20 protein-coding genes are annotated in these 26,484 nt (G+C 55.7%); 10 read left to right on the forward strand and 10 right to left on the reverse strand.

Going from position 1 to position 26,484, the window contains the following annotated elements; translation table 11 throughout:
* Window positions 1-34 precede the first annotated feature (34 nt).
* Window positions 35-2,968, forward strand: coding sequence for an excinuclease ABC subunit UvrA (gene uvrA / locus SV7mr_RS13010; protein WP_145272649.1), 2,934 nt, complete (start codon window positions 35-37; stop codon window positions 2,966-2,968).
* A gap of 99 nt (window positions 2,969-3,067) precedes the next feature.
* Here the strand turns inward: uvrA and SV7mr_RS13015 are convergent, their stop codons facing one another.
* Window positions 3,068-3,886 carry a DUF1349 domain-containing protein gene (locus tag SV7mr_RS13015; RefSeq protein WP_145272652.1) on the reverse strand — a complete coding sequence of 273 codons (819 nt, stop codon included), beginning with the start codon at window positions 3,884-3,886 and terminating at the stop codon, window positions 3,068-3,070.
* An 82-nt stretch (window positions 3,887-3,968) separates the two neighbouring features.
* Window positions 3,969-5,507, reverse strand: a complete 1,539-nt coding sequence (locus tag SV7mr_RS13020; RefSeq protein ID WP_419187340.1) for a sulfatase — start codon at window positions 5,505-5,507, stop codon at window positions 3,969-3,971.
* A 329-nt stretch (window positions 5,508-5,836) separates the two neighbouring features.
* Between SV7mr_RS13020 and SV7mr_RS13025 the strand changes: the two genes are divergently transcribed.
* The 4 genes from SV7mr_RS13025 (at window position 5,837) to SV7mr_RS13040 (ending at window position 11,110) form a co-directional block, all read left to right on the forward strand.
* Entirely contained in the window at window positions 5,837-6,274 is a 438-nt protein-coding gene (locus SV7mr_RS13025; RefSeq protein ID WP_145272658.1) for a GntR family transcriptional regulator, read from the forward strand.
* Window positions 6,275-6,348: 74 nt separating this feature from the next.
* Window positions 6,349-7,329 (forward strand): ABC transporter ATP-binding protein, encoded by a 981-nt coding sequence (locus tag SV7mr_RS13030; RefSeq protein WP_145272661.1) that lies wholly within the window; start codon window positions 6,349-6,351, stop codon window positions 7,327-7,329.
* A gap of 66 nt (window positions 7,330-7,395) precedes the next feature.
* On the forward strand, window positions 7,396-9,798 hold the full coding sequence (locus tag SV7mr_RS13035; RefSeq protein WP_145272664.1) for an ABC-2 transporter permease: 2,403 nt from the start codon (window positions 7,396-7,398) through the stop codon (window positions 9,796-9,798).
* An 85-nt stretch (window positions 9,799-9,883) separates the two neighbouring features.
* Entirely contained in the window at window positions 9,884-11,110 is a 1,227-nt protein-coding gene (locus tag SV7mr_RS13040; protein WP_145272667.1) for a hypothetical protein, read from the forward strand.
* Window positions 11,111-11,396: 286 nt separating this feature from the next.
* Here the strand turns inward: SV7mr_RS13040 and SV7mr_RS13045 are convergent, their stop codons facing one another.
* The 7 genes from SV7mr_RS13045 to SV7mr_RS13075 all read right to left on the reverse strand — a co-directional run bounded on the left by SV7mr_RS13045 (window position 11,397) and on the right by SV7mr_RS13075 (window position 19,005).
* A complete protein-coding gene (locus SV7mr_RS13045; RefSeq protein ID WP_145272670.1) occupies window positions 11,397-12,746 on the reverse strand; it encodes an FAD:protein FMN transferase in 1,350 nt (449 codons plus the stop codon).
* A gap of 21 nt (window positions 12,747-12,767) precedes the next feature.
* Window positions 12,768-13,988: an NADH:ubiquinone reductase (Na(+)-transporting) subunit F gene (nqrF, locus tag SV7mr_RS13050; protein WP_145272673.1), complete on the reverse strand. Its 1,221-nt coding sequence runs from the start codon at window positions 13,986-13,988 to the stop codon at window positions 12,768-12,770.
* A 127-nt stretch (window positions 13,989-14,115) separates the two neighbouring features.
* The gene (nqrE, locus tag SV7mr_RS13055) at window positions 14,116-14,769 is read right to left on the reverse strand and encodes an NADH:ubiquinone reductase (Na(+)-transporting) subunit E (RefSeq protein ID WP_145272676.1); all 654 of its coding nucleotides are present in this window, start codon (window positions 14,767-14,769) and stop codon (window positions 14,116-14,118) included.
* A gap of 10 nt (window positions 14,770-14,779) precedes the next feature.
* The gene (locus tag SV7mr_RS13060; protein WP_145272679.1) at window positions 14,780-15,406 is read right to left on the reverse strand and encodes an NADH:ubiquinone reductase (Na(+)-transporting) subunit D; all 627 of its coding nucleotides are present in this window, start codon (window positions 15,404-15,406) and stop codon (window positions 14,780-14,782) included.
* A gap of 3 nt (window positions 15,407-15,409) precedes the next feature.
* Entirely contained in the window at window positions 15,410-16,240 is an 831-nt protein-coding gene (locus SV7mr_RS13065) for a Na(+)-translocating NADH-quinone reductase subunit C (protein ID WP_145272703.1), read from the reverse strand.
* On the reverse strand, window positions 16,227-17,525 hold the full coding sequence (locus SV7mr_RS13070) for an NADH:ubiquinone reductase (Na(+)-transporting) subunit B (RefSeq protein ID WP_145272706.1): 1,299 nt from the start codon (window positions 17,523-17,525) through the stop codon (window positions 16,227-16,229). Before SV7mr_RS13070 ends, SV7mr_RS13065 begins: the two co-directional genes overlap by 14 nt.
* A 130-nt stretch (window positions 17,526-17,655) precedes the next feature.
* Window positions 17,656-19,005 carry a Na(+)-translocating NADH-quinone reductase subunit A gene (locus tag SV7mr_RS13075; protein ID WP_145272709.1) on the reverse strand — a complete coding sequence of 450 codons (1,350 nt, stop codon included), beginning with the start codon at window positions 19,003-19,005 and terminating at the stop codon, window positions 17,656-17,658.
* A gap of 1,147 nt (window positions 19,006-20,152) precedes the next feature.
* On the opposite strand from SV7mr_RS13075, the gene typA reads away from it, so the two are divergent.
* From typA to SV7mr_RS13100, 5 genes are all read left to right on the forward strand, one after another.
* The gene (gene typA / locus SV7mr_RS13080) at window positions 20,153-21,982 is read left to right on the forward strand and encodes a translational GTPase TypA (RefSeq protein ID WP_145272712.1); all 1,830 of its coding nucleotides are present in this window, start codon (window positions 20,153-20,155) and stop codon (window positions 21,980-21,982) included.
* Between the two features lie 259 nt (window positions 21,983-22,241).
* Window positions 22,242-22,766: a hypothetical protein gene (locus SV7mr_RS13085; protein ID WP_419187341.1), complete on the forward strand. Its 525-nt coding sequence runs from the start codon at window positions 22,242-22,244 to the stop codon at window positions 22,764-22,766.
* A gap of 111 nt (window positions 22,767-22,877) precedes the next feature.
* Entirely contained in the window at window positions 22,878-23,393 is a 516-nt protein-coding gene (locus SV7mr_RS13090; RefSeq protein ID WP_145272718.1) for a hypothetical protein, read from the forward strand.
* A gap of 387 nt (window positions 23,394-23,780) precedes the next feature.
* Window positions 23,781-24,146, forward strand: a complete 366-nt coding sequence (locus tag SV7mr_RS13095) for an STAS domain-containing protein (RefSeq protein WP_145272721.1) — start codon at window positions 23,781-23,783, stop codon at window positions 24,144-24,146.
* Between the two features lies 1 nt (window position 24,147).
* Window positions 24,148-24,906 carry a sensor histidine kinase gene (locus SV7mr_RS13100; RefSeq protein ID WP_145272724.1) on the forward strand — a complete coding sequence of 253 codons (759 nt, stop codon included), beginning with the start codon at window positions 24,148-24,150 and terminating at the stop codon, window positions 24,904-24,906.
* 6 nt (window positions 24,907-24,912) lie between these two features.
* Here the strand turns inward: SV7mr_RS13100 and SV7mr_RS13105 are convergent, their stop codons facing one another.
* Window positions 24,913-26,475: a sulfatase-like hydrolase/transferase gene (locus tag SV7mr_RS13105; protein WP_145272727.1), complete on the reverse strand. Its 1,563-nt coding sequence runs from the start codon at window positions 26,473-26,475 to the stop codon at window positions 24,913-24,915.
* Between the last annotated feature and the right edge of the window lie 9 nt (window positions 26,476-26,484).

The following is a 26,484-nucleotide window of genomic DNA, read 5'->3' on the forward strand; positions in this document are numbered from 1 at the left end:
CGACCATCCATTTCCTGAAGACGGACACCCGGCAGTGGCACGCAAGAGATCTGCAACCAAGAGCACCGCACTGACTGCGCAAGACACGATTTCGGTCCGCGGGTGCAGAGTGCACAATTTAAAGTCGATCGACCTGGACTTACCGCGCGGCAAGATGATCGCCCTGTGTGGTCTGTCCGGCAGCGGCAAGACTTCGCTGGCTCTGGACACGCTGTACGCTGAAGGCCAGCGCGCGTACATCGAAAGCTTCACGGCATACACACGGCAATTCCTGGCGCGGCTGGATAAACCTGACTGCGATTCCATCACGGGCATCCCACCGGCGATCGCTGTCACGCGACAAGGCGGCTCGAAAACCAATCGCAGCACAGTTGGCACAGCGACCGAGATCGCAGACCACCTGCGTTTGCTATACGCCAAAGCGGCGACCCTGTCCTGTTACCGTTGCGGGCGACTGGTCCGGGCAGACGATCCCTCCGAAGTCGCCGCGCAGCTACAAGGGCGTGGCTCGCGGCACATGATTGGATTTCCGATTTGGTTGCCCGACCGAACCGCTGGCGGCGAGATCCTGTTGGGCTTGCAGCAAGACGGCTATCAGCGACTCATTCTCGGCCAGCGAACGTATCACCTGACTGACTCGGATCGAAAGACGCTCGCTGGAGCAATCAAGCGCGAGGGCGTCGAAGCAACCGTGATTGTCGATCGCGTTTCCGCCAGCACGGACTTGGCGCGATTGACGGAATCCCTGGAGACCGCGATGGGCGAAGGGCACGGACGCGCCACGATCCTTTCACTGTCACCGAGCGGCCTGACTGAAGACCATCGAATTGGCGGCAATCGAACTGAACTCGATGAGAACGATAGCAAGGACGCCGAAGTCAATCAGGGCGATCGCTTGGTCTCGATCGATGATCAAACCTGGCAACAGCAAATCATCAGCGAACAACGGCGCTGTGACGCTTGCGATTTGGATTACCCGGATGCCGTGCCGCGCTTGTTTAACTTCAATCATCCACTCGGTGCCTGCTTTCAGTGCGAAGGCTTTGGTGAATTGATTGACTTTGACATGGATTTGATCGTCCCGAACAAGGACAAAACGCTTGCAGAAGGCGCCATCGAACCATGGAACACGCCGTCCTATTCCCATGAACGCGAAGAACTGCTGGAACTGGCCGATGATTACGACATCCCCGTTGACATCCCGTATCGCAAGCTCAAAAAGAAACACCTTCAACTCATCCACGAGGGTGTACCCGCACGTCAGTTCGGCGGGCTAAGCGGTTTCTTCAAGTGGCTTGATCGCAAAAAATACAAGATGCACGTGCGTGTCTTTGCGTCTCGCTATCGCAGCTACCGAACCTGTGACGTCTGTGATGGCAAACGCTACAAGCCAAGTGTGTTGGCGTATCGCTTGCAAGGCAAAACCATTGCCGACCTGTTTGCGATGACAGCGGACCAAGCGGCCAGCTTTCTGGATCGCACGGAGATCGAATCGCGCGAGCAACAAATCGCAGCTGAACCATTGCGGCAGATCCGCGATCGACTGGGCTACCTGCAGTCGGTTGGCCTGGGGTACCTGCAACTTGAACGACCGTTGCGAACGCTCTCTGGCGGTGAGACTCAGCGGGTGGCGTTAACGGCCGCGCTCGGCGGCAGCCTGGTCAATATGTTGTACGTTCTTGACGAGCCCACCGCTGGACTCCACCCCAGTGATGTGACTCCGCTGATCGACTGCGTTCATGGTTTGCGTGATCGTGGCAATACCGTGATCGTTGTCGAACACAACGAGCAGATGCTTCGCGCGGCCGATCAGGTGGTAGAAATTGGGCCAGGTGCGGGAGTCGGTGGCGGTGAGGTCGTCTTTCAAGGCACTCCCAAGCAGATCGCCAAGAGCAAGACTAGCCTGACCGGCATGTACTTGCGACGCGATCGCGGACAAACGCTGCGGTCACACTCGCCGCGTGAATCCACTGCCGAATTGGTACTCAAAGGCGCCAGCGGCCACAACCTTCAGTCGGTCGATGTGGCATTCCCACTGGGCGTGCTCTGTGTGGTCTCTGGTGTTTCGGGAAGCGGCAAGAGCTCACTGGTCGTGGACACCCTGCTGCCCGCGATTCAGACTCGCAAGAAACAAACCACCCTGCCCTGCCTGCCCTACCAATCGCTCACCGGAGTCGGGCAGATTCAACAATGCATCGCCGTTGATCAATCGCCCATCAGCCGCTCACCGCGCAGCTGCCCGGCAACGTTCCTGAAGGTCTTTGATCCGATTCGCAAGGTCTTTGCCGCAACCGGTGAAGCCCAACGACGCGGGCTGACCGCCAGCCACTTTACCTTTAACAATGCCAAGGGCCAGTGCCCCGAATGCGAAGGTGCCGGTGTGCTGCAAGTCGACATGCACTTCCTGGCCGACGTGCAAATGCGCTGCCCTGAATGCCGCGGCACTCGGTATCGAGGCGACATCCTGAAAGCCACTTATCGTGACCGATCGATTGCCGACGCGCTGAACATGAGTGCCGCCGAAGCGTTCGAATTTTTTCGCGGCGCGGAAAAAGTGCAAACAAAACTGCAGCGCATGCTGGACGTCGGGCTGGGCTACCTTAGCCTCGGCCAGTCCGCTTCCACATTATCCAGTGGCGAGGGACAACGATTGAAGCTGGCGGAGTTCTTGGCATCCAGCTCACGCAAGCGAACGCTGTTTGTGATGGATGAACCAACGACCGGACTGCATGACGATGACTTGGTGCGACTGGTCGACTGCATGGACGCGCTGATTCACGACGGCCATTCACTGATCGTGATCGAACACAATCCCTTACTAATGCTCTCTGCAGATCACATCATCGACCTTGGCCCCGGCGGCGGCGACAAGGGAGGATCAATTGTTGCCTCCGGAACGCCGCAACAGTTGATCAGCCATTCGCAAGACGTCAGCCTGACAGCAAAGGCTCTGGCAGAGCACTGCTAATCATCCCGCAGGCTGAGTTGCCAGTTCGCAGGGTGCCGTGATTGCACGCACCGATGAAGTTGACACGCACACCGAGGACGCTCAATCAACAAGCCTAAACTAGCGACGGACTCTCAAACGCAAGCGATCTATAAATCGCAGCCGAGACCCCGGACTTGCTGGCTTTGCGACCGGCTTGACACTGGGGTCTTGCACGACCGATCGATTGTCCCGTTTAATCAACAAGCTTGAGTAGCTCGGACGAAACGGAATTCGCGAATTGCTGATGGCCACGACGCCCACTAAGGCCTCTTCGTTTCGCCATGCCTCGGCGATTAGCTTCTTGGGCTCTCCTGCATGCCAGGTCTCTAAGTCATGGCTCATCGATCCGAGCATCACATCGCCCTTTCGTTCAAGCCTCAGCCAAGTGGGCTTGCTGCCATCGGTTGGGAAATCTTTTGGCAAACCATAACGCTGCAGTTTTCCATCAACGTGCATTTCAAAATTGATGAAGTCAGCCTCGCTGCCATTGGGGCGATGTAAACCGGCACGCTCAATTCGCACAAAATTGCGTTCATCTGCCATCACCAATAGCCCCGCACCGTTGTATCCGATCCGCGCACGCTGTGTCGATTCCTTCGTCGGTTCGAACGTGCCGTCAACGCGTACCGTCACGGTAAAGTCACCCCGAACGCTCTGCAAAACACGCGGTGCCTTATCGCTGCCTAAACTGGGACTCAGCCCATGTGGCTTCGCAGAGCCAGGCACAACGATGGATAACTTGCCGCTTTCCGCAATGAACTCACAGTCGCCAGCCAAATCAAAGGCCATTCCCCAGTGAGGAATCGAGCGCATGCCGGGACCCTGTTGCTGAGCAGAGCACCATGAATTCATCAGCAGAAGCAACCCCGTAGCGATGCAGGAGAATAGCTTTGTCATTGGATCAACCATGGCGAAATTCGATGAGAAACAGGATAGGGGTGTACGACTCGGAGTCGTGTTTTGCGAGCTTGGGAAACGGTTACGGCTGAACCGACTGCGTTTGATTGCGCCGCGCGGCAGCTTCCCTTTGCCGCTGTGCCAGGACTTCACGCATCTCCAACAGACGCTCGCTGACATGCTCTTTGCCGGCCAGATTGTGCTTTTCCATTGGATCACGCGTCAGATGATACAACTCCTCGCCATCGGGCCACTTGGCATACCGCCAACGCTGATTGCGGATCGCGTAACCGAGCTTTGGACCGCGACTGACAACACTGTAGGCGAACTTCGTTTGCCCCGTCCGCACTGGATCGGCAAGCAGGGGACGCAGCGAACGGCCTTGCAAATGCGCTGGCAATGGCAACCCGGCCAAATCACTGAGCGTCGGATAAACATCGATCAACTCTACCATCGCTTGACTCTTGGTCCCGCCCTGAGTGGACCCGGGCACTCGAATGATAAACGGCACCTTGGCACCAATGTCAAACAAGGTCACCTTGCCCCACAAAAAGTGATCGCCCAAGTGATAACCATGATCACTGGTAAACACAATGATCGTATCCTCCCAGTGACCACTGTCTTTTAAAGCGTTGACGACGATGCTCAACTGTGCATCAATGAAAGAGATGCACGCGTGATAGGCCTGCATGTACTCGCGTCGCAGCGCATCGTTTTCGACGCCCAGCTCAAACCCGAACGCTTCATAGCGTTTGCTGATCGCCGACTTGGGAAGACTGTCCCACAAATTTCTACGATCCGCTGTGTATTCAATCTTTTCCGGTGGGTACATGTCGAAGTATTTCTGGGGCGCCAGAAACGGCACGTGCGGCTTTTGAATCCCGCAGGCAATGAAGAATGGCTTGTCACCAAAGGCATCGTCGGTCAACCATTTGGCAACCTGCCGCGCATTCTTGCCGTCCTTGTGCTGATCGTCCTGCAACCCGCTGGGCCCGTAACCTGGCGGTGTTTGAGCGTCTAGCTTGGCCGCCACCTGTTTCTGGATCTCGCGCCATCGGCGGCGGTTCTTGGGGTCTTCGACCGAACCATTGTCTGCTTCAAAGGCTAGCCGCGCTTGCGTCACCACGGGCAATTCATCATTGCTAAAACGATGAAACTCGTTCCAAGCCACATTGCCATGTTCATGCCTGGGGCTGTGAAAGACCTTGCCAACACAGCCGGTCCAGTAACCGTGCTCTTTAAAGTGCTGTGGCAGAGTGACCGTCCCGGGACGCTGACGACGAATATCGTCCGTATTATTCAGTACACCGGAAGACTGCGGGTACAGCCCGGATAGCATTGACGCTCGGGAGGGGCCGCAAACGGGATACTGGCAAAACGCATGCGTAAACGTCAGCGATTGGGCAGCCAGCCCCGACAAGGTTGGCGTGGTGATCGGAGAATAGCCAGCCGGCTGCACATGCGTGTTCAAGTCGTCACAGACAATGAACAAGACATTCTTCGCTTTGGCGGATTGAGTCGCTGCACCGCTTTGAACCTCAGCAGCCTGCGCAGAAACAACGTTGATCAACGTCACCTGAAGCAGGAACCCGAAACAAACAATAAACAAACTTCGAAGCATCAAAAGGCTTGGGGTAGAAAGGTAGAGACCGCATAGCAGACAGTGGCGACACAGTTCCAGTAAAAGAAGCGTGATGGGGAGGAAACACATTGTATTCCATCACCGCCCTGCGGGGTGCCCGCACGCACCAAGTTAAACGCAGCCTGTAGGTTGCCGTGCTTGCACGCACCCGACGTTGAAAGGTGCGGGATTCCATTGGGGACTAGCGCGGCAATGCAACGGCTTTGGGGAGGCGACCAATTTTTTGAAAAAAAGCTTGACCTGACTCACCTGGCTGGTGTACTACGCACCTAGCACACTGGTACTCCAGAACACCGACAGGCAATGCCATGTACTTTTCGATCGATGTCCACAGCGATACGGCGATTTATTTGCAACTCGTCAGACAAATCAAGTTCGCGATTGCGTCTGGAACGTTAAGGCCCGGACAACTCTTGCCCAGCGTTCGAATGCTTAGCCAGCAGGTGGCTTTGAATCCAAACACGGTTTCCCGTGCTTTCAATCAATTGCAAACCGACGGAGTGATCGAAGCGTTGCGAGGACGCGGCATGGTGGTCTGCGAGCAAGCGCCCAAGCATTGCCGCAAGGATCGCGAAATGGTGGTCAACGAACGGATCGGTGCGATCATGACCGAAGCCTGGAACGCTGGCCTCAGCCGCACTCAGATCGAAAGCTACGTGCAATCGCATCTCGATGATCTGGCGCAGCGCACACCGACTGCGTTGCAATCATCCGCGGACTCAACGAACGGTCAGTCCGCTGACTAACTCCGCAAGCCGTCCCTTTTTTGCCTTTTTCCACCAAGCCCAGTCTTTTCTATTCATAACCGGGAGACAAGCTCATGGATCCGATCATCGACATCAGCCAACTGACCATGCGATTTCGGCGCTGCCATGCGTTGCGAGGCGTTGACTTGACCATCCCCGCTGGGACCGTGTTTGCCTTGTTGGGTGAAAACGGTGCAGGCAAAACGACCATGATTCGGATTCTGACGGGGTTTCAAAAACCGACGTCGGGAACGTGCCGAGCCTGTGGACTGGATCCAACACGGGACGCCCAGCAGATCCGTCGCCGCATCGGTTATGTCAGCGACTCCCCACCGCTGTATGACTGGATGACGGTTTCTCAGATCGGTGGCTTTGCGGGATCATTCTATGAAAACTCATTCTGGCCCACTTACGAAGACCTGTGCAAGCGATACCAGATTCAGATGGACCAAAAGGTCAAGCACTTATCAAAGGGACAGCGTGCGAAGGTTGCTTTGTCGCTGGCGTTGGCTCATGACCCGGAACTGTTGATCATGGACGAACCAACGTCTGGCCTGGACCCCAAGGTGCGTCGAAATTTTCTAGAGTCCATGATTGACCGGGCCGCCACCGGACGAACGGTTCTCCTTTCGAGCCACCAGATCAATGAAGTCGAACGGGTCGCCGATCACATCGCAATCTTGCACCAAGGAAAGATTCGCCTCGTGGGTGCACTGGATACGATTCGCGCGAGCATCCAGCAGGTGACGATCAATCTGGACGACCCGTTGCGAACGATTCCAACGTTTTCCAGCGGCGCCGAGGTACTCTCTGAAGAACGCTCTGGCCGGTCGGTGCAAATGTATCTCCAGGACTCTCAGCCCAACGACATGGCCCAACTGCGCGACCTCTCGGGCGTCGTCTCGGTCAATCATCGGCAAGCGACGCTGGAAGAGATCTTTGTTGCCTGCACCACGGACGATGGCCCATCGTTCGGCCAACACACCAAGCCTTACGATGAGCAGGAATTAGGGGACACAGAAACACACGACGCACTGTGGGCGAGCAGTCGCTAGTGCCTCGTATCCCCGTCCCGTTTGCGTTTCTTGCACTGCCGTCATCACTCACACACAGGTCACACCATGGCCACCGACGTGCCACTCACGCCCAAAGTTTCCACGCCCCGTGCAGCGGTTTCCCCAGCGGGTCACTCAGCGAATCACTGGTTGATTTGGAAGGAGATTCGCCAACTGAAACCGCTGCTCGTTTTACTGGTCTCGCTGACGCTAGCGATGATTGTGTTTCAGCAAGTGGTCGAGTTGCTGGCGACATCCCAACCGCCGAACTTTTCGGGACACTTGATCCTACTGATGCCCATGTTGTTTGCCATCGGCGCGGGGCCCATGCTGGTCAGCCAGGAATGGTCCACCAAGAGCATGTATTGGCTGCGAACCTTGCCAATCAGTGCGAACCGCATCATTACCACGAAATGGCTGGTGGGTTTGATCTCTCTGGTCGCGATCTGGATCATCAGCCTGACGATGGCGGCCTTGACTGGTGTAACGTTTACGGAACGGGTTCAGCAAAGCGCGATGCAGACCACCGAGTCATTCGTCGCGGATCTGTATCGATCCAACGTTGTTCAACTTCTGCTAGTCGGTTCGCTGTATCTGTTGACGTCGGGATACTTTGTGGGCTGGTGGATCCGCGATCAAGTGCTGACGTTGGTGGCACTGATTGCCGCGATCTTCTTTCCGATTGTTGTCTGGGCGATCACTCAGGCGATCTTTGATCCGAACGAAGGACAGGAGCCTTCAGCGACTTCATTGCTAGCGATGCTGATTGGGGCGACCGTCATCGCGACGGGACTGATGTACGGACTGGGCGTCCGCGCTCTGAATCCCTTGGGTGCGCCCCGATTCGGGTTGGCCAGCGAGAACGCTGCGGCGGTTCCACACGCGACCACCGTTGCCGCCACCCCTCGTTTCGGCTCAAGCTTTGTCGCCATGGTCTGGCAGATCATTTGGGGCGCCCGCTTGAAATATGCGATCGTGGTCGGCGCGTTAGGACTGGCCATCCTGCTTCAGTATTCGTCAGCGCAAGGGGCACGCGCTTTCGCCGTCATGATCGCGGGACTCTCATTCTTTGGCCTCGCTTCGCTCTCGTTCCAAGGCACGAGCGGACGGCAAAGCATCCGCTTCCTTTCCCAGCGTGGTGTGTCGCCCCTGCAAGCCTATGCAGCGATTCACGCGGTGCCGATGGCGATCATCTGCACGTTATTTTTAGGCTACAGTCTTTGGTACGCCTCGTCCCCAGCGCAGTGGGGTGCCTCGGCATCGCCGATTGCAATGCTTGGGCTAGTGTTGACGGCCTATGGCATGTGCCAATGGTTCAGCCAGTTTAGCAGCAACCTGTTCATCAGTTCGATTGGCGGACCGATCATCGCATTCCTGTTGACCATTAGCCTGATCTTCATGCCTCAAGTCGGCACGCCGTTTGTGGTGGTTGGACTGCTCGCTGTCCTCCCGTACCTGGCAACGGCCATGATGATGCGGCGATTCATGGACGGTGGTGATCGCCAACTTAGCACGGTTCTGCTCTGCAGCTTTGCCGTCCTGATCTTCCTTGTTCCGACGGGTTTTGCGATCAACGCTGTAAGGTCTGCTCCCAGGATGACAGACGCCGAACGGTTAAGCTTCATTGAAAACGGCCAGCGTGAATTCAGGCGCCGTCGATCGCACAAACAGCTGGTGCCGATGAGCGTGATGGAGCCACGTGATTCCGACCAAGATTCACTCAACGGCGCTCCCAGAGGCGATAGAGTTTCGGCCTACGCCCTGCGCGCGGACTTGCAGATTCCCAACGACCACGCGCTGCTGAGTGATTCAGGCCTGTACCGCAGTTCAACCTTCTCCTACGCACAGCCCAATACTTCCCGGACAAGCCTGGTGCAGTCGTGGCTGGACATTTGCGGACACAAGATCACCGCATACTTGTCAGCACCCGCTGATCAAAACTGGGACGAACTGAAGCCTTGGGTCGTTGGCTCGGGCCGCATGATCGGCGGCTTGCGTCGGTCGGACATGTTGCAATCGCAGGCAGACGCCGATGCCTTATCTGCGCTCTGGGTGTTGGCGTTACAGGAGCCTGAATTTGATTCGCGCCGCCAAACCCAAGAGATCGCGGAACTCGTTGAAGCGATCGGCACTCGCCGCAGTCGTGCTCAGGCCAGGAAGCACGCGCTGTATTGCCAGTTCCACAGATCACTGGGGGGACAGGACCAGTTCCTGGGTGGACGAGACCGATTGTTTCCGACGCCTTCGCTAGAAAATTACCCCGCTGAACTGATCCACTGGGTCCAGCCCCGTTTACAGCAATTCATGTACAAGGAGCTGCTGCAGAAAATCACCGCCGCGGAGAACAACCAACCGTTCCAGCCCAACCCTGAACGAACGACTTCCCAAGACACCGACTTCTTGAGACTGTCATCGCTATGGGGCGGCCAATGGGAATCGCTTAGCCCGGCAACACGTGTCGCTCCCTAGATCATTCGTCCCCTTCATTCGCAATCACATCCTCTGCGATCACGGCACTCCTGCCGACCGTTCGCATCCTTGCGAGGCAATCACGATGCTCAATCGATGGACAAAACCTGACTGGACCGTCCTTGCCGTAATCATAGCGCCTGCGATTGGCTGCCTGGCGTTGCTGGCGATCGCTGCGATTCAGTGGCAGATCCGGGCCGCGCAAGTCGCCCGCGCTGCCAATGACATCTACCATCATCCGGATGTTGAACGTGTCCGCGCAAAGCAAATCAAACAAGTGCGCCAACGCCAACTGACACCAGCAAGTCATCCCGGCAACGTCCCTTTCAAGATACGCTGGAAACGGGACACGACAAACACCGCAGTCATCACGACAGCGCCAGAGTTACACCTTCAGTATCGACACGCAATGGAGCAGTTCTCTAGCGAGTACCATCCCAAGGATCGCTGGTTTGGCTACATCTATGGCAATTCCCAGGTAAAACAGGAACTGAAAGATTACATTGCCAAGCTCGGTGCACTGCCGTCTGACCAATCGACCGGCAGGCCAGATTCGATTCTGCAGCACCCGCTGGCCCGTCTCGATCCAGAGTTGCTGTGCATCGAATGCATGGACCGTGGCAACGTGAAGCAAGCCATCGAATTGGCCACTTCAGATCACTTGGTGATCAACGGTACGATACAGGTTCCGTTAAATCTGATTCGGAAGATGTTGACGATCAACCAATGGACGCCCGATGACCTGGATGTTCTAGAAAGCAAACTGCTGGACACGAACTTCCTCAAAACGGCAGTCGTGAGCGCAATGGCTTTAGATCGGGCGGATCACAGGACTTTGGAGCACTACGGAAAATCGCTATCATACGGTGACTCCAATCAATTGATCGAACGCTTACCAACCGCTCCCTCCATTCGACTGACCGCGCTTGAGGCTCTTAAAGCTGAGCTCGACAAGCCTGAAAGTGATTCAGCGAGAACACACGCACTCGCCGCACTACAACGCCTGGATGTCACTCTAGGCCTCAATCTTGCTCGCATCGGTGGAGCGAAACCAAGCTATCGCGACCACTTCCGCGGGCTCCGGGGCGGCCTGTTGCGGATGATCGCGATCAGACGCGGCCAATTGAGATCTGGCAAGTCTGGCACCAGGGAGCCACAGCTAGGCTCCGCCCGCCGAGCTGAATTTCGACTGGTCATGAGTCGCGATCGTCTTGGCAATTCTCAAGACCAAGCGGTGATCTTGCGCGGAGTGGACTATTCACCGCTGCTCCTGGTTGATGAAGTCATCGAGTCAACGGAACGAAAACCTTAGGCGTCGCTGCCAGATCAAGCAGCATGACGTTCACGCTGTGAAGCCCCAACGTGCGCCCAACCGATGAGACGGGGCCTTGGCAAGTGAGGGCTGGCTGAATGAGCCAGCGCCACTGACAACGTTTGGTAGAGCAACCTGTGGCGAACGCCTGTGCAGAGGATGGCGTCTGCTCTCTGAGCGGTTTGCCTGAATCCGAATGGAGAACACCGAGGCCGCTGGGAGGTTGATTCGGCCCACTGCTCCAAGGTGCGCTTCGCGACCTTGGCTGTGAAATCAGTTGCCCTGTTTAAGAGGCGTTCTGCTTTTCGGCCATTTTGTCACGCAGTTCTTTGCAGGCGTCCGAAGGACTGCTGCACAGGGAACAGCTGCTGCTGCCGTCGGGGTTCGTCTTGCTGGCCAAACCTCCACAGGAACCGCTGATCGCTCGACGCCCAAACAACACGCCAACCGACATTCCCAACAGCAAAATCGCGACGACGCAAACCGTTAGAATGGCGACGGGGATCATCTGGGACAAGAACGATTGCCCCTCATCGGCGTTCGCAACACCGGCAGCACTGGGCTCGACTTCCTTGGCATACTGGGCCAGTGTCCCGGTTCCGGCCGACAGGTAATCATCGCCCTCACGCCACACCGTCAGGACACCCAGTTCGTTCGTTTGAGCCAGTTGAATTGCCTGATCGGGGCCGACGACGTTAATCGCCGTCGCCCACGCGTCGGCCGCCATACAGTTTTCGGCAACCACGGTGACCGAAGCCATGCTGTGTTCAACCGGTCGTCCAGTCCTGGGGTCAATGGTGTGCGAATATCGCTTGCCATCCACGACGTAGAAAATCCGATAATCACCGGAAGTCGCCATCGAGGTTTGCGAACTCTCTGGCTTCATCGCATGCGCGATCAGCACCGTGTTGGACGCAGCGTCGGGCATTTGAATCCCAACAGCCCAAGGCTTGTCCGGTTTCGATCCAGACGTTCGGACTTCGCCGCCAATTTCGACAAAGACGTTTTCGAGGCCCAGTCCCGCCAACCGATCCACGACACGATCCACTCCATGGCCTTTGGCAATCGAAGAGAGGTCGACTTGCAATTCAGCCACCGACTTTTTCAATGCCGGCGGATCCTCGCGATAGGAAAGCTTTTCATAGCCCACTTGTTGCAGCAGTGTGGCGATGGCTTCATCGCTGGGAATCTGATTTGTCTTTTCGTCTGGACCAAAATGCCAGGCGTTGACCAACGGACCAACGGTCACATCAAACGCTCCATCGGTTGCCTTGGACACCTGCTGAGCATAGCGCACCACGTCGACCACGTTGGCGTTGACATCAATCCAATCGGTGGACTTTGATTGATTGAATTTGGACAACAAAGAAGACGGCAGGTACGTCGACATCTCGTCATTGACGGCACGCAGTTCCGCGTCGACCGAAAGCCGAATGGTTTCATCGTCAACGGATTCGCCGCCAACGACTTTGACCATATATGTCGTGCCCATTGTCTGGCCGTCGAATTGGCGAATCGACTGACTGTCCGTACCGAGGGCGGGCTGCGGCTGTGCGTCAGCTGGCGGACGGAAAACGAGCAGTGCTAAAACAGCAACGGTCGACCCGAAAGTCGACCGCATGAGTGAGCTGTGCATGATTAAAACCTAAAGGCCGGATCAGCCACCAAAGTCATCGTATGCGATATTCTCAGGTTCAACACCCAGGTCATCGAGCATTTTGAACACGGCTTGGTTCATCATCGGTGGACCACAGATGTAGTATTCGATGTCCTCGGGTGCGGGGTGCTTGCTCAAGTAATTGTCCAGCAAGACTTGGTGAATGAAGCCGACGTAACCTTCCCAGTTGTCTTCCGGCATGGGATCAGACAACGCGATGTTGAACTTGAAGTTCGGGAACTCTTCTTCGATGCCACGGAAGTGATCAACGTAGAACAATTCTCGCATGCTCCGTCCACCGTACCAGTAACTGACCTTACGATCGGTCTTCTGGCGTTTGAACAGTTCAAAGATATGGCTGCGTAGCGGAGCCATCCCGGCACCACCACCGATGTAAACCATTTCGGCGTCCGTTTCCTTGATGAAGAACTCACCGTACGGGCCGCTAATGGTTGCATGATCGCCAGGCTTTAAGCTGAAGATAAAGCTACTCATCTTGCCGGGTGGAAACTCTGGATTCCGCGGCGGTGGCGTGGCAACACGCACGTTCAGCATGATGATGCCTTTTTCGCCGGGGTAGTTTGCCATGGAGTAAGCACGCACGACGGGTTCGTCGACCTTGGAGACAAATCGCCAGATGTCGAACCGATCCCAATCTTCGTGATACTCTTCCTGGATCTCAAAGTCTTTGTAGTTGACGGTGTGCGGTGGGCATTCGATTTGAATGTAACCACCGGCTTTGAAGTCAACCTCTTCGCCTTCGGGGAGTTCGAGCACGAACTCTTTAATGAAGGTCGCGACGTTTTCGTTACTTCGGACGGTGCATTCCCATTTCTTGGTGTCAAATGCTTCCGCCGGAACCTCAACTTCCATGTCTTGCTTGACCGCCACCTGACAGGAAAGTCGCTCGCCTTCGGCGGCTTCCTTCTTGTTGATGTGACCGGTTTCGGTTGCCAGAATCTCGCCGCCACCGTCAAGGACTTTGACTTTGCACTGGGCACAGGTACCGCCGCCGCCGCAAGCACTGGAGACGAACACACCGGCATCTGCCAGGGCTCCCAACAGCTTGCCACCGGCAGGCACTTCAACTTCTTTTTGGTTGTTGATCGTGATCTTGACTGGCCCTGAGGCGACCAGCAACTTTTTGGCCCACAAAATCACTGCCACCAATGCCAGAATGACAAGGGTGAACATGACAATGCCAAGAATGATCGTTTGCATGTTAAATCGCTAGGTTAGCTGTCGCATTTTAGGTGACTGAACAGGCTTTAACAGCGACGCCAAGTTCAGTGCTCTGAGAAACAAAAGCCGGGTAACATCAAAAGCCAGACGAATCCAACCGCCGGGCTTAAAGCTGAATGCCGCTGAAGGACATGAACGCCAAAGCCATCAAGCCGACAGTGATGAAGGTAATGCCTAAACCGCGAAGTCCCGGTGGTACATCACTGTATTTCATCTTCTCGCGGATACCGGCCAAGGCCACGATCGCCAGTGCCCAGCCAACACCGCATCCCAATCCGTAGGTGCAGGACTGTGGAAAGGTCATCGTTCGTTCCTGCATGAACAGCGAAGCACCCAAAATGGCACAGTTCACCGTGATCAGAGGCAAGAAGATCCCCAGCGTGTTGTACAGCGTGGGAACGAACTTATCCAAAAACATTTCCAAGATCTGAACCATCGCCGCAATCACACCAATGAAGCTGATGAACGCGAGGAAGCTGAGATCAACTTCGGCGAAATTAACCATGTCAGTGGGAACTTTGAGCAAGTCATTGACCCACGTCATGGCTCCTTTCTTCAGGAACAGACTGCTGATCAGCTGGTTCGCTGGTACCGTGATGGCTTCGATCGCGATGACCGCGACGCCCAGACCGAGGGCTGTCTTGACGTCCTTACTAATGGCCAGGAATGTACACATTCCCAAGAAGAACGCCAGCGCGAGGTTCTCTACGAAGACAGCCTTCATAAAGATGCTTAAGTGATCTTGAATGATCAATTCCATGACTTCTTCCTTAGGCTTCTTCGTTCTGTTCGGGTTTGAAACTGCGAATCAACCAGATCAGAATTCCGATCAAGAAGAACGCACTGGGGGGCAATAGCATCAAGTTATTTGGCTCATACCAGCCACCATCTTTGGTTAACTTGAACACGGTTGCACCGAAGATCGATCCATTGCCGAGCAGTTCGCGGAAGAACGCGACGAACAGCAGAACGAAGCCGTAGCCCATCCCGTTGCCAACACCGTCCCAGAAACTGATTCCGGGTTTGTTCTTCATCGCAAAACCTTCCGCTCGCCCCATCACGATACAGTTTGTGATGATCAAACCGACGAAGACCGACAGTTGTTTCGAGATGTCGTACAGGAACGCTTTCAAAAACTGGTCGACCACGATCACCAGCGATGCGATCACGGTCATCTGAACGATGATCCGAATGCTGCTGGGGATATAGGTCCGAATGGCACTGACCGCCAAGTTACTGAAGGCGGTGACCGCGATCACAGCGATCGACATCACGACCGACGTTTCCATCTTGGTCGTGACCGCTAACGCACTACAAATCCCAAGGATCTGCAACGCGATGGGGTTGTTGTCGACCAGCGGTTCGACCAGGACTTTCTTTGTTGTTTGTTCAGCCATGACTTAAGACCCCGCTTTTGGCGTGTCGATTCCATGTTCTTTAATGTGGGTCAGGAACAGCTTGTAAGCGTCATCGCTGGCCCAGTAGCGGATCAAATTGGTGACACCGCGGCTTGTGATCGTGGCCCCAGTCAGGCCATCGACCTCATACTTATTGCCCAGGGGGGCAGTTCCCTTGGCGAGACCAGCAGCTGGCACGCCTTCGGGGTTGTACAGTGTTTTGCCTTCCCACTGCAGTTTCCAGCTTGGGTTGTCCACTTCGCCGCCCAAGCCTGGAGTCTCACCATGCTTGTAGAAGGTCAAACCCTGGATCGTGTTGAGATCCTTCTTCAGAGCCAAGTAGCCGTACAGGGTCGACCACAGGCCTTTCCCGTAGACAGGCAACACGATCTGCTGAAACTCTTTCGTCTTCGCATCGCTGACGACGTACACCTTGGCGTACTTTTCGCGAAACTTTTCACCCGGATTGAACTCGGGGTTCACGATGTCTTCGCGTAAGTCAGGCGAATTGACTGCTTCACGGGGATCGTAGTTGTCGACATCCAGTCCGTTGACATCCGTCACGAACTCGCCTGTGTCTAAATCGACGATGTACGGTGTGACTTGCTTAAACAAGTCTTTGATCTGATCAGTGGTCAAACCACTGGCAGTGACACCGTACTGGCCTTTTGCCAGACCGGCGGCATCAAGGATATTCTTTTGCTGGTCGAGCAGCGCGTTGGCCGCTTGACGTTCTTTCAGTGCCACCGCAGCGCCGCTGACGAACAGCGAGCAAACCACGCATAGCACGGTCGCAACAACAAAAGTCTGTGCATTAGATTCACGTTGTGACATAACGTGCTTTCCTCCTGCGAACGTTGACGGCAACGACGAAATAGTCGATCAATGGAGCGAAGACGTTGCCAAACAAAATGGCCAACATGATGCCCTCTGGATACGCCGGGTTGATACAACGAATCAGTACGGTCATGAAACCGATCAGCCCGCCATAGATCCATTTTCCTTTGTCAGTCATCGAGGCACTGACCGGATCAGTCGCCATGAAGACCAGTCCGAACGCCAATCCACCCGTCACATAGTGCCAGTAGAACGGAATGTGCGTCATTGGGTTACTGACACCGGTGGTGACACCGTTTAACAGCAGTGCGGTCCCGGTCACACCAAGCAACACGCCCAGCATGACTCGCCAGGATCCGATTCCGGCGGCGATCAAGATGCCAGCACCGACCAGGCACATCAACGCGCTGGTCTCGCCGATACAGCCCTGAATATTGCCGACAAAGGCATCCATCCAGGAGATTGAACTGGTCCAAGTGATCGGATCAGCGGTTCCAAAAGCATGGCTGATGTTGGTAAGCGATTTGACTGCAAATCCGCCACCCTCGCCGACCGCCTGCGCGTTTGCCATCTGCCCCAGGGCGGTGGCGCCGCTGAATCCATCGACAGCCGTCCAGACTTGGTTTCCGCTGATTTCGCTGGAGTAACCAAAGTACAGGAAGGCCCGCGCGGATAAGGCCACATTGAGGAAGTTCCTGCCGGTTCCACCGAAGACCTCCTTGGCAATGATGACGCCAAAGGCGATCCCCAAGGCGACTTGCCAAAGCGGGATCGTGGGCGGCAATGTCAGCGGAAACAGCAAGCCGGTGACCAAGAAGCCTTCATTGATCTCGTGGCCACGCAGCATACTGAAGACTAATTCAATGTGACCGCCGACAAACATCGTCACGATGTAGATCGGCAGGAAGTAAATCAATCCCAATGCCATGCAGTCGCCAATGCTGGCCGCATCGTTGGTGAAGCCCACCCAGTTGTGAATGGCGTTGTGCCAATCACCCTGGTAGACCTCGTTGGCCGCCTTGACTTTTTCAATCGTCAAGTTGGCTTGGTGCCCAACATTCCACATGCCGAATAAAGTGGCTGGCACGAGCGCCATCACCACGGTGATCATCATCCGCTTCAAATCGATGTTGTCTCGCACATGGGTGTTCCCATGTGCGACCTCTCCCGGCGTGTACAAAAACGTATCTAACGCCTCGTACATCGGGTACGCGATCTGCAGCGGTCCGCCTTTGGCGAACAGCGGATGGACTTTGTCCAGAGCAGCGCGAAGTGCTTTCATTGGTCAGATTGCCGGTTAAACGGTTCCTGTCAGTGATTTTGCTGCCACCCATCGGCGGCAAACATTTGAATGGTCGGTTTGCGATCAAGACGCCACGTGCAGGCGACCAACGCAAAATGCAAGGCGACGATCAACCGTCGCGTTCAATGGTGGTCAAGTTTTCGCGAAGCAATGATCCGTACTCGTACTTGCCAGGGCAAACAAACGTGCACAGTGCCAAATCTTCTTCTTCTAACTCCAAAGCGCCCAAGTCTTGAGCTTGATCGGTATCGCGAACAATCAATGCACGCAACAGCTGCGTTGGCATGATGTCCAACGGCATGACTTTTTCGTAAGTCCCCAAGGGCACCATCGCTCGCTTGCTGCCAGCGGTCGTGCTGCTGAAAGCAAACTTCTGTCCGGGGAACATCGCCGAGGCAAACACGCGGGTGACGCTAAACTTGTCAAATCCGGGCTTCTGCCAGCCCAGGAATTCACGCTCGTCCCCTTCTTCGATGATTGAAATCTGGCTGTGATAACGACCCAAGAAATTGTGGGGTTCCGTCGCAATGCGGCCGTGAAAAACCGATCCGCTGATGGACCGAATCTTGACCGATTCGTCGTATTCGCCCGCAATCAATTCATCAACGCTGGCACCGACGCGTGTCTCCAGCAAACGAGGCTTGCCAACCAATGGACCGGCCAGCGAAATCACTCGGCGAACGTCCAAACGTCCCGTGTTAAACAACGCGCCAATCGCGATCACATCTTGGTAGCCCAAGTACCAAACCGTCTTGTGCGGTCCGACGGGATCCAACTGGTGAATGTGAGTGCCGACCAAACCGGCTGGGTGAGGACCGCCGAACTCAGTGACTTTCACCCCATCAACGGCGTCACCAGGAATCTCTGCTCCACTCTGCTTACAAACGTGAACCAGCCCATCGGTCAACTTCGTCAAAACCGACAAACCAATGCGGAACTCTTCGCGGCGATCAGCCATCGCAACCACCGGGCAAGCTGCCAAAGGGTTGGTGTCGATCGCTTGCACGAAGATCGAACTGGGCACCGAACCAACGGCAGGTACCTTGCCGTAAGGACGTGTGCGAAGCGAGGTCCATAGACCGCTCTCGGAAAGCAACTCCGCCGTCCTTTCGCGGTCGAATGAAGCCAGGTCGCCCACGTTAAAAGTCACCTGGTCGGATTCACCCGCATCAGGATTCACTTCAATGACGATCGCTTCAAACTTCCGTTTGGCTCCGCGAATGACGTCGACCACTTTGCCGGCAGCCGGCGAAGTGAACGTCACACCAGCGGTTTTCTTGTCAGTAAACAGTGGCTGACCAAGCTTGACCGTGTCGCCCTCGGCGACCAGCATCGTCGGTTTCATCCCGACGTAATCATCACCCAGTAACGCGACTTTGGTTACCGGTCGGGCGACTTCGATATGCTGAGCGGGGGTGCCCAGAATCGGCAGATCCAGCCCTTTTTTAATCGTGATCATAGAACGGACAAGAATTGATTGTGTATGAAAGGTGGGACAGAACGAACACTTCGTTCACCCCATTTCTTTATTGCAGCCTGGCTTTGCAAGTGCCTGGCTTTGCAAGCACCTGGCACGGCCCAGCGAGCAGGCGGCCACGGCGGCTTTCGCTGTCGCGTCGTGAACATCAAATCATTGGCCATGCTGGTCGCAGCGGACGGGATCGACGGCGAAATTTTCGACCGATCCCCCGACACCAAGCCACAACAATACAACTGTAAACCAGCCCATTGGGCAACACCCAACAACCACACGACGCCACAACAAACCGGCTCTACTTTGTGAATTTTTTCACAAGGCAAGGCGGACAACAAGCCCGCGGTCGGGTTTGGTGCTCCATCAGCCGAAAACTTTCCGCGGGCATCGCGAACTGCTCACAACGTTTCGCAGGGAAATATTACATAGCAGACCCAAACTGGCAACGGCAGGCGGCAGACTACGGCAAATCCTATCCAATCATTCTCGACTAGGGAAAACGGAGCCCCTGTAAACCACCGTTAGTGGCTCGCCATGTTCCAGGCCAGTCATCGTCCGAATGCGGACTTTCCATTCAAACCTCGCGTTACGACGAAAGGGTCAATGGGAACCTACCAGATGCTGCGCCCGACGATGCAAGATCTAGGAATCGTAACGCCGTGAAAAGTGCCGCCGTCATCGAGCGACTGAGGCCAGCTTTCGGTGACTCGCCTGAACGACAGATCGAGATGGTTACCTGACTGCGATCGGTCACCAACGAGCGAGCGTCGGCACAACCCGGACGACAGTCTTGCTGGACCTGCTAGGTCTTTCACGGTGACAATCGACGCCTGCAAGCCTTCGTTAAGTCAGTCATCGGTCCGGTCACTGAAACCCGATTCAGTCAACAGCGAATCGGACTCTGGTCCAGGCGGAGGTAAGCGGGGAATGATGCTCAACTCGCGTGGCGGTCCAGGCGGCGACCGAAAGGCCTAACACACAGGTTCCACAGCGAAACGAGTCCATTTCTTAATCGTTCCTAACCCGCCAGTCGCACTGCACAAAAACGTGCGAGTTCGCTAGGCTTTGACGCATCTCAACGTCCGAGTTTTTCTTGGTCACCACCGTAACACGCTATGAAGAATCAAGTCCCGTGAGCATCACTACTGAAACTGAACGTCGCAACGACATCCGCAACGTTGTCATCATTGCTCACGTCGACCATGGCAAAACCACAATGGTTGATTGCCTGCTGCGTCAAAGCGGTCAATTCCGCGACACCGAATTGCAGGGCGACTGCATTCTGGATTCGAATGACTTGGAGCGAGAGCGTGGGATCACGATTCTGGCCAAGAACATTGCGATCCCTTATCGCGACACCAAGATCAACTTGATTGACACCCCGGGTCACGCGGACTTTGGCGGTGAAGTTGAGCGTGTGTTGACCATGGCTGACGGTTGTTTGGTGTTGGTCGATGCGGCTGAAGGTCCGATGCCACAAACGCGTTACGTGTTGGAAAAAGCGCTTGCTGCGGGCGTCAAACCCATCATCGTGGTCAACAAAATTGATCGCCCCGACGCTCGCTCCCATGAAGCCTTGGACGAGGCGTTGGAGCTGCTGGCGGAACTTGGTGGTGAAGATCAACTGGACGAAGTGGCGTATGTGTTCACCAGTGGCAAATCTGGGTACGCGACCACTGACCCCGATTCGCCTGGCGAAGACATGCGTCCACTGATGGACCTCTTGGTCGACCATCTGCCCGGACCGGTCGTGGACACCGACGCGCCCTTGCGTATGCTGGTCACGACATTGGACTGGAGCGAGTACGTTGGCCGAATCGCTGTGGGACGGATTCAATCCGGCGACATCAGTGCCGGTCAAACGATTGAGTTGCATCAGAAAGATGGCCCTGTCAAACAGAAGATCTCGGGCCTGTACATGTTTGACAAACTGGGACGCGCCCCGGCAGAACATGCCAAGGCCGGAGACATCATTGCCCTGGAAGGCTTAGAGAACGTCGAAATCGGGGACACTGTCTCCTTGGTCGCGGCGAACAACGCCTTTGAACGGCCCTCGGTTGACGAGCCAACGCTGGAAATGGTGTTTGCCGTCAACTCGTCTCCGTTTGCTGGCCGCGAAGGCAAGTATGTCACGACGCGACAAATCAAAGGCCGCCTGGAAAAAGAACTGGAACGCAATGTTGCGTTGCGTGTTGAAACCATTCCTGGCACCGAATCGTATGCCGTCAAGGGCCGTGGGATCCTGCACTTGGCAGTTCTGATTGAAACCATGCGTCGCGAAGGCTATGAGCTTAGCATCGGCAAGCCGCGCGTGATCAATCGTGACATCGACGGCAAACCCCACGAGCCTTTTGAAGGCTTGCGAGTTGAAGTGCCCACCGAATCGATGGGCCCTGTCATGGAGCTCGTTGGACTGCGTCGCGGCAGCTTGCTAGAAATGACACAGCGGGGCGAGTACAGCTTGCTGCAGTTCATCATTCCCTCACGTGGCTTGATCGGATTGCGAACCCGACTGCTGAATGCGACACGAGGCACGGCAGTCATTCACCATCGCTTTGCCGAATACCGCCCGGTCGAGCCGGATGTCCCCGGCCGTGGCAATGGTGTGCTGATTTCAATGGTTGCCGGCAAGGTTATGCCCTTTGCCTTGTTTGGCTTACAAGATCGCAGCGATCTGTTTGTCGCTCCGGGCACCGACGTTTACGAAGGCATGCTGGTCGGCGAGAACGCGCGCGACAACGACATGAACGTGAACCCCTGTCGAGAAAAGAAGCTGACCAACATGCGTGCTTCGGGCAGCGATGAAAACGTGATCCTCAAACCGCCACGCCAAATGTCACTCGAAGCGGCCCTGGAATACATCGAGGACGATGAATTGGTCGAAGTCACCCCCGAGAGCATTCGGCTAAGAAAAATCCTGCTCAAGGAATCCGATCGACGCCGCAACAATCGCAATCGATAGCCTGCATGACGGCAGGCGATTGACGGTCTGCCCTTGTTTTTGCCGAACTTCACGCGATGCACGTGCATGGCGCCGAACCATTGCGTTTGCCCGACGTACACATTGACGTCAGCCGAATGCCCGCCGGACGGAACGGCCCAGCGTCAGGGCGTTCAGGTGATCAATGGCACGGACGTTCATTGCCACCGACGGCCAATACCGCCGCCCCACCGAACCCACTCACTCCGGACACCAGCGTCCTTCCACGGAGACCCAACCCATGACTCGACGTTTCCTTACCGCTGTCTGCACGCTCGCTGTGGCAGTTTGCTTGACAGGCATGCCCGGTTGCAAGAATGGCGGCCCAACGGACGCTGACAAATCAGGCTCCACCGAGCAAGAAGGCCACCAAGAGGAAGGGCACGCAGAACATACGCACGAGTATGCAACGCTGGCCGAAGCACTCCCAGAACTGGAGTCCATGAAAACCCAACTCGGCGACGCCATCGCTGCCAAAGATGGCAAGCTGGCCGACGACGTGATTCACCACATGGCAGCGGTCATTCATGGTGGATACGAGATGAGCGACAAACTGGCCGAAGCTGAAGGCGAAGCCACCAAGGATGCCTTGGACAAATTCCGCGAAGCCTTCGACGAACTCCACTCCCTGGCTCATGACGGCAAACCCATGGAAGACATCCAAGCGGCCTGGGACAAAGCCAAGCAGCCCGCCGAGGAAGCCTTCGCCGAACTGAAGAAACTGGCAGAAAGCTCCGATAAGAAGGATGGCCCAGCCGCTGAATAAAGCCGCGCCATCGAGTGAACCTGCAATCGGTCGGTCCTCGTTTGATGGCCGACCGTTTTCACATTCATGATGAATCGTTTCTTGATCGACAGTCATAACACAGGTGATGTGATGAAAACTTCTGGTCTTTCACTCGCGACGCTCGCATTGGCGCTGTTTCTGACCGGCTGCCAAGGCGAAACGAAATCAGCCGTTCCTGCCAGCACCGTCTCCTTGCCCGCCGCGCCCGAATCAGACCTGTCGGTCTTGAATGCGACCGAAGTCAAGGATTCGGAGTCGCTTCCTGAGGTCGTGCTGGTCTCTGGACGCATCGACAGCGGTGCGGATGCAGAGGTCTTCCAACCGGGGCAGATGACGTTCATGATGAGTCAGATGCCGGACGCTTCACACGCTGACGGTGACCCCGACCACGCGGACAACTGCCCCTTTTGCGCGATGTCTGTGGCTCGAGCCCCAAAAGTGATCGTCAACTTCACCGACTCCTCAGGCACCGTCCGCAGTGGCGACCCCAGAACGGCCCTGGGCGTCAAGAAAGGTGACGCTGTTCTGGTTGAAGGCAAAGCGACGTTCAACCCCGACTTAAAGGTGGTCGAGGTTCAGGCGACGGCGGTCTATCAGCACCCCTAGGGCTAGCATTGCCAGGGCGGATTCGCCAGCATGTGGCGCAGCGCGGACCAGCCCGCATGTGCCGAAGGGTTTTCATTTCGATGCCACCCGGATGTGGTCAGCCCCGCCAACACGGGCCTTTCTAAACCGTAAGGCCGCGCCATTTTTTCTAGCCGGCTCAATCCAGCGTTTTTGACACAAATCCTGCCGACAAGTCGCGTCAAGCGTCAACATGGCCACGCAAAACTTGCTAAAATTATGGCAACGAACCCACCAGCGATTCACCGTCTGGTGAATCCAAATTCTGGCGGTGAGAGTCCCTTTGCCTGTTCAAGGGGACTGTCCTTGCGAGCTTGCAGCAACACCATCGTTTCCCCATCTCTCTATTCCTAAATCTACTGAGCGTTCATGTCGGCGATCACTGCGGAAAAAATCGGCGAAATTTTGGTGGTTGGATTTACCGACACCAAAATCCTAGACAGTCAACGAATCGAGCAGATCGGAGACGAGCTTCAGAAGGTCATCGCGCAGGCAACCGACAAAAAGTTGCTCTGCTCCTTTCGCGGTGTCTCCTTCATGTCCTCACCCATGGTGACGAAGCTCCTGCAACTTCACAAAGCTTGCAAGGGTGCCGGCGTGACGCTGAAGTTCTCGGACATCTCGCCAAACATGATGGAAGTGTTTCGGATCACCAATCTGAACAAGATGTTTGACATCCAGACCGACGAAGCAGCAGCCGTGAAGAGCTTCAACAAGAAAGGCTGGTTCGGTTGAGATGAACGGCGCTGGAATGGACGGCGACGCTCTGCCCGAGGAAAGCTCCCCGAGAGCGAATCAGGCAGACCCCGAGCGGAGCTCCTACAAAGCAGGCCCCGAGCGGAGCTCCTACCAGCCCTGTGAGCCTGAAGCGTCAGGCCTAGATGTCAACCGCATGATTGATCTGGAACGCAGTCAGATCGGCCATGAAATTCATGACGCTCTCCTGCCGCTGATCTTTGCGGCTTCGGCAAATCTCTCGTCTCTGAATGTTGACGCCATCGCTCAGGCGGACGCGAAAGCAGCGACCCAGATCCGGCACGCTCAAGACTTCTTGCGCGACGCGTTGCAGTACGGTCGCCAGATGTTGACGCAAATCTATCCGCCCGAGTTAGAGCGTTGGCCCTTTGTCGCGGCGATCAAAGACGCAGCCGAACGCATTTGCGAATCACAGTGCGAATTGATTTGGCACTTTGCCGAGGACAGCCCGGTCTGCGACTCCTCGTGGGATCGCGATCAAGCCGCGGCCACGTACCGGATCATCATCGAAGCGATACGCAACGCTCTTCGGCATGGCAACGCAAGCTGCATTGCGGTGCGCTGTCATCACGATCATTTAGTGATCGTTGACGACGGTGACGGCTTTGATCCTGCGAGTGTTCCCAGCGGACACTTCGGCATCCGCTCGATGAAGGGTCGCGCCGCACTGGTGGGCTACCGATTGACCGTCGAATCAGCATCCGGCGGCCCAACCACGGTGCGGGTCAGCTTCTCATAGCCAGCCTTATTCAGGCAACACAGGTGGCAGTTCCTTGCCGGCGGCGTCTACTGGGTAGACCGCCTGGTGAGCCTTCAACTGCTCGGCCATCTCGCCAATCATCCGCTTGAGCACTTCAGGCTGCTTCTTGGCCAAGTCATTGGATTCGAACGGGTCGTCTTTCAAGTGAAACAGCTGATAGTGGCTGGTCGATTGAATGCTGCCCCCGGTGGACTTTTCACTCGGCAGGGCGTGATAAATCGCTTTCCAATCCCCGTTTCGCCAAACCGTGTAATAGTTGCTGCGATGGACGCCGTGAGGATAGTGCATCAAGAATTGCTCATCACGACTGCTATCGGCTTGACCGGTTAACAAAGTCTGGAGAGGCTTGCCATCGATGACGTGACCGGCTGGCATCTTGGTGCCGGTAACCTGCGCGATGGTGGGAAACAAATCGCAAACCGACGCGACCTGGTCTTGAATGACATTCGCAGGAATCTGCAACTGCTTTTGCAACGGGTTGTCATCATTGCGTTTGGCCCAAGCGGCGATGAAGGGAACGCGCATTCCGCCTTCGTAATGAGCTCCCTTTTTGCCACGCAAGGGCGCTGCACAAGCAACGGTGTGCTGATTTCCCAGCGGGGCATCGCTGCCGTTGTCACCAAGAAACAGGACCAGTGTGTTTTCAGCTTCGCCAATCTTGTCCAAATGATCCAGCATGTCATTGAGGCTCTTGTCCATCCCCTCAATCAGAGTCGCAAACGCCTGAGCGTTGGCAGGCTTACCGGAATCCTTGTAACGATCGGCAAAGCGCGGATCGGAATCAAACGGAGCATGCACGGCGTAATGAGCGAAGTACAAGTAAAACGGCTTGCCAGTTTCCACGGTTTCGCTCACGACCTTCTTGGCCTCCAACGTCAACGCTTCGGTTAGAAAAGTCGGTGTGTCGTGATAGGCTTCCAGTCCGGGAACGGCATGATGTTTTCGCCGCGAAGCTCCGCCGTAGTGCTTCTCGCCGAAGTAACTGCCAGGTGCACCGAAGGCTGCGCCGGCCACATTGACATCGAAGCCCAAGTTCGCTGGATCAGCGCCTTCGCTTTTGGTGGGACCGAAATGCCCCTTACCAACATGAATGGTCTGGTAACCCTGTTCGCGTAGGACTCCGGGCAAGGTCACATCGCCTTTCTTAAGGCCCATCCAATTCCACTCACTGGCTCCGTACTTGCCACGGTTATCGTTGGCAGGATTGATCCAGTTCGTCGCGCGGTGACGAGCAGCATTCTGCCCCGTCATGATGCTAATCCGAGTCGGCGAGCAAACGCTCATCGCATAAAACTGGTTAAACCGAATCCCCTGCTGTGCCAGTCGCTCCATCCCCGGAGTGTGATAGTAATCGTTCAACGGATAACGCTTGGGCTGGCCATCAGCGTCAGTCAAGAACGGCAACGATGTATCCATCACGCCCATATCATCAATCAAAAACACCATGATGTTGGGCTGTTTGGCTAACTCGGTAGCGTTCGCTGCCTTGGGGATGCAAAGCGTCACGGCAACCAAAACCGCTAGGAGAACAAAAGAGAGTCTTTTCATTTCAAGCAT

Origin of the sequence: Stieleria bergensis (assembly GCA_007745635.1) — a bacterium.
In the GTDB taxonomy this organism is placed as follows: domain Bacteria; phylum Planctomycetota; class Planctomycetia; order Pirellulales; family Pirellulaceae; genus Stieleria; species Stieleria bergensis.

Coding starts and splice junctions, on each gene's coding strand:
- SV7mr_RS13015 (WP_145272652.1), bottom strand. CDS start 3,886: ATGACAAAGCTATTCTCCTGCATCGCTACGGGGTTGCTTCTGCTGATG.
- SV7mr_RS13020 (WP_419187340.1), bottom strand. CDS start 5,507: ATGCTTCGAAGTTTGTTTATTGTTTGTTTCGGGTTCCTGCTTCAGGTG.
- SV7mr_RS13025 (WP_145272658.1), top strand. CDS start 5,837: ATGTACTTTTCGATCGATGTCCACAGCGATACGGCGATTTATTTGCAA.
- SV7mr_RS13030 (WP_145272661.1), top strand. CDS start 6,349: ATGGATCCGATCATCGACATCAGCCAACTGACCATGCGATTTCGGCGC.
- SV7mr_RS13035 (WP_145272664.1), top strand. CDS start 7,396: ATGGCCACCGACGTGCCACTCACGCCCAAAGTTTCCACGCCCCGTGCA.
- SV7mr_RS13040 (WP_145272667.1), top strand. CDS start 9,884: ATGCTCAATCGATGGACAAAACCTGACTGGACCGTCCTTGCCGTAATC.
- SV7mr_RS13045 (WP_145272670.1), bottom strand. CDS start 12,746: ATGCACAGCTCACTCATGCGGTCGACTTTCGGGTCGACCGTTGCTGTT.
- nqrF (WP_145272673.1), bottom strand. CDS start 13,988: ATGCAAACGATCATTCTTGGCATTGTCATGTTCACCCTTGTCATTCTG.
- nqrE (WP_145272676.1), bottom strand. CDS start 14,769: ATGGAATTGATCATTCAAGATCACTTAAGCATCTTTATGAAGGCTGTC.
- SV7mr_RS13060 (WP_145272679.1), bottom strand. CDS start 15,406: ATGGCTGAACAAACAACAAAGAAAGTCCTGGTCGAACCGCTGGTCGAC.
- SV7mr_RS13065 (WP_145272703.1), bottom strand. CDS start 16,240: ATGTCACAACGTGAATCTAATGCACAGACTTTTGTTGTTGCGACCGTG.
- SV7mr_RS13070 (WP_145272706.1), bottom strand. CDS start 17,525: ATGAAAGCACTTCGCGCTGCTCTGGACAAAGTCCATCCGCTGTTCGCC.
- SV7mr_RS13075 (WP_145272709.1), bottom strand. CDS start 19,005: ATGATCACGATTAAAAAAGGGCTGGATCTGCCGATTCTGGGCACCCCC.
- SV7mr_RS13085 (WP_419187341.1), top strand. CDS start 22,242: ATGACTCGACGTTTCCTTACCGCTGTCTGCACGCTCGCTGTGGCAGTT.
- SV7mr_RS13090 (WP_145272718.1), top strand. CDS start 22,878: ATGAAAACTTCTGGTCTTTCACTCGCGACGCTCGCATTGGCGCTGTTT.
- SV7mr_RS13095 (WP_145272721.1), top strand. CDS start 23,781: ATGTCGGCGATCACTGCGGAAAAAATCGGCGAAATTTTGGTGGTTGGA.
- SV7mr_RS13100 (WP_145272724.1), top strand. CDS start 24,148: ATGAACGGCGCTGGAATGGACGGCGACGCTCTGCCCGAGGAAAGCTCC.
- SV7mr_RS13105 (WP_145272727.1), bottom strand. CDS start 26,475: ATGAAAAGACTCTCTTTTGTTCTCCTAGCGGTTTTGGTTGCCGTGACG.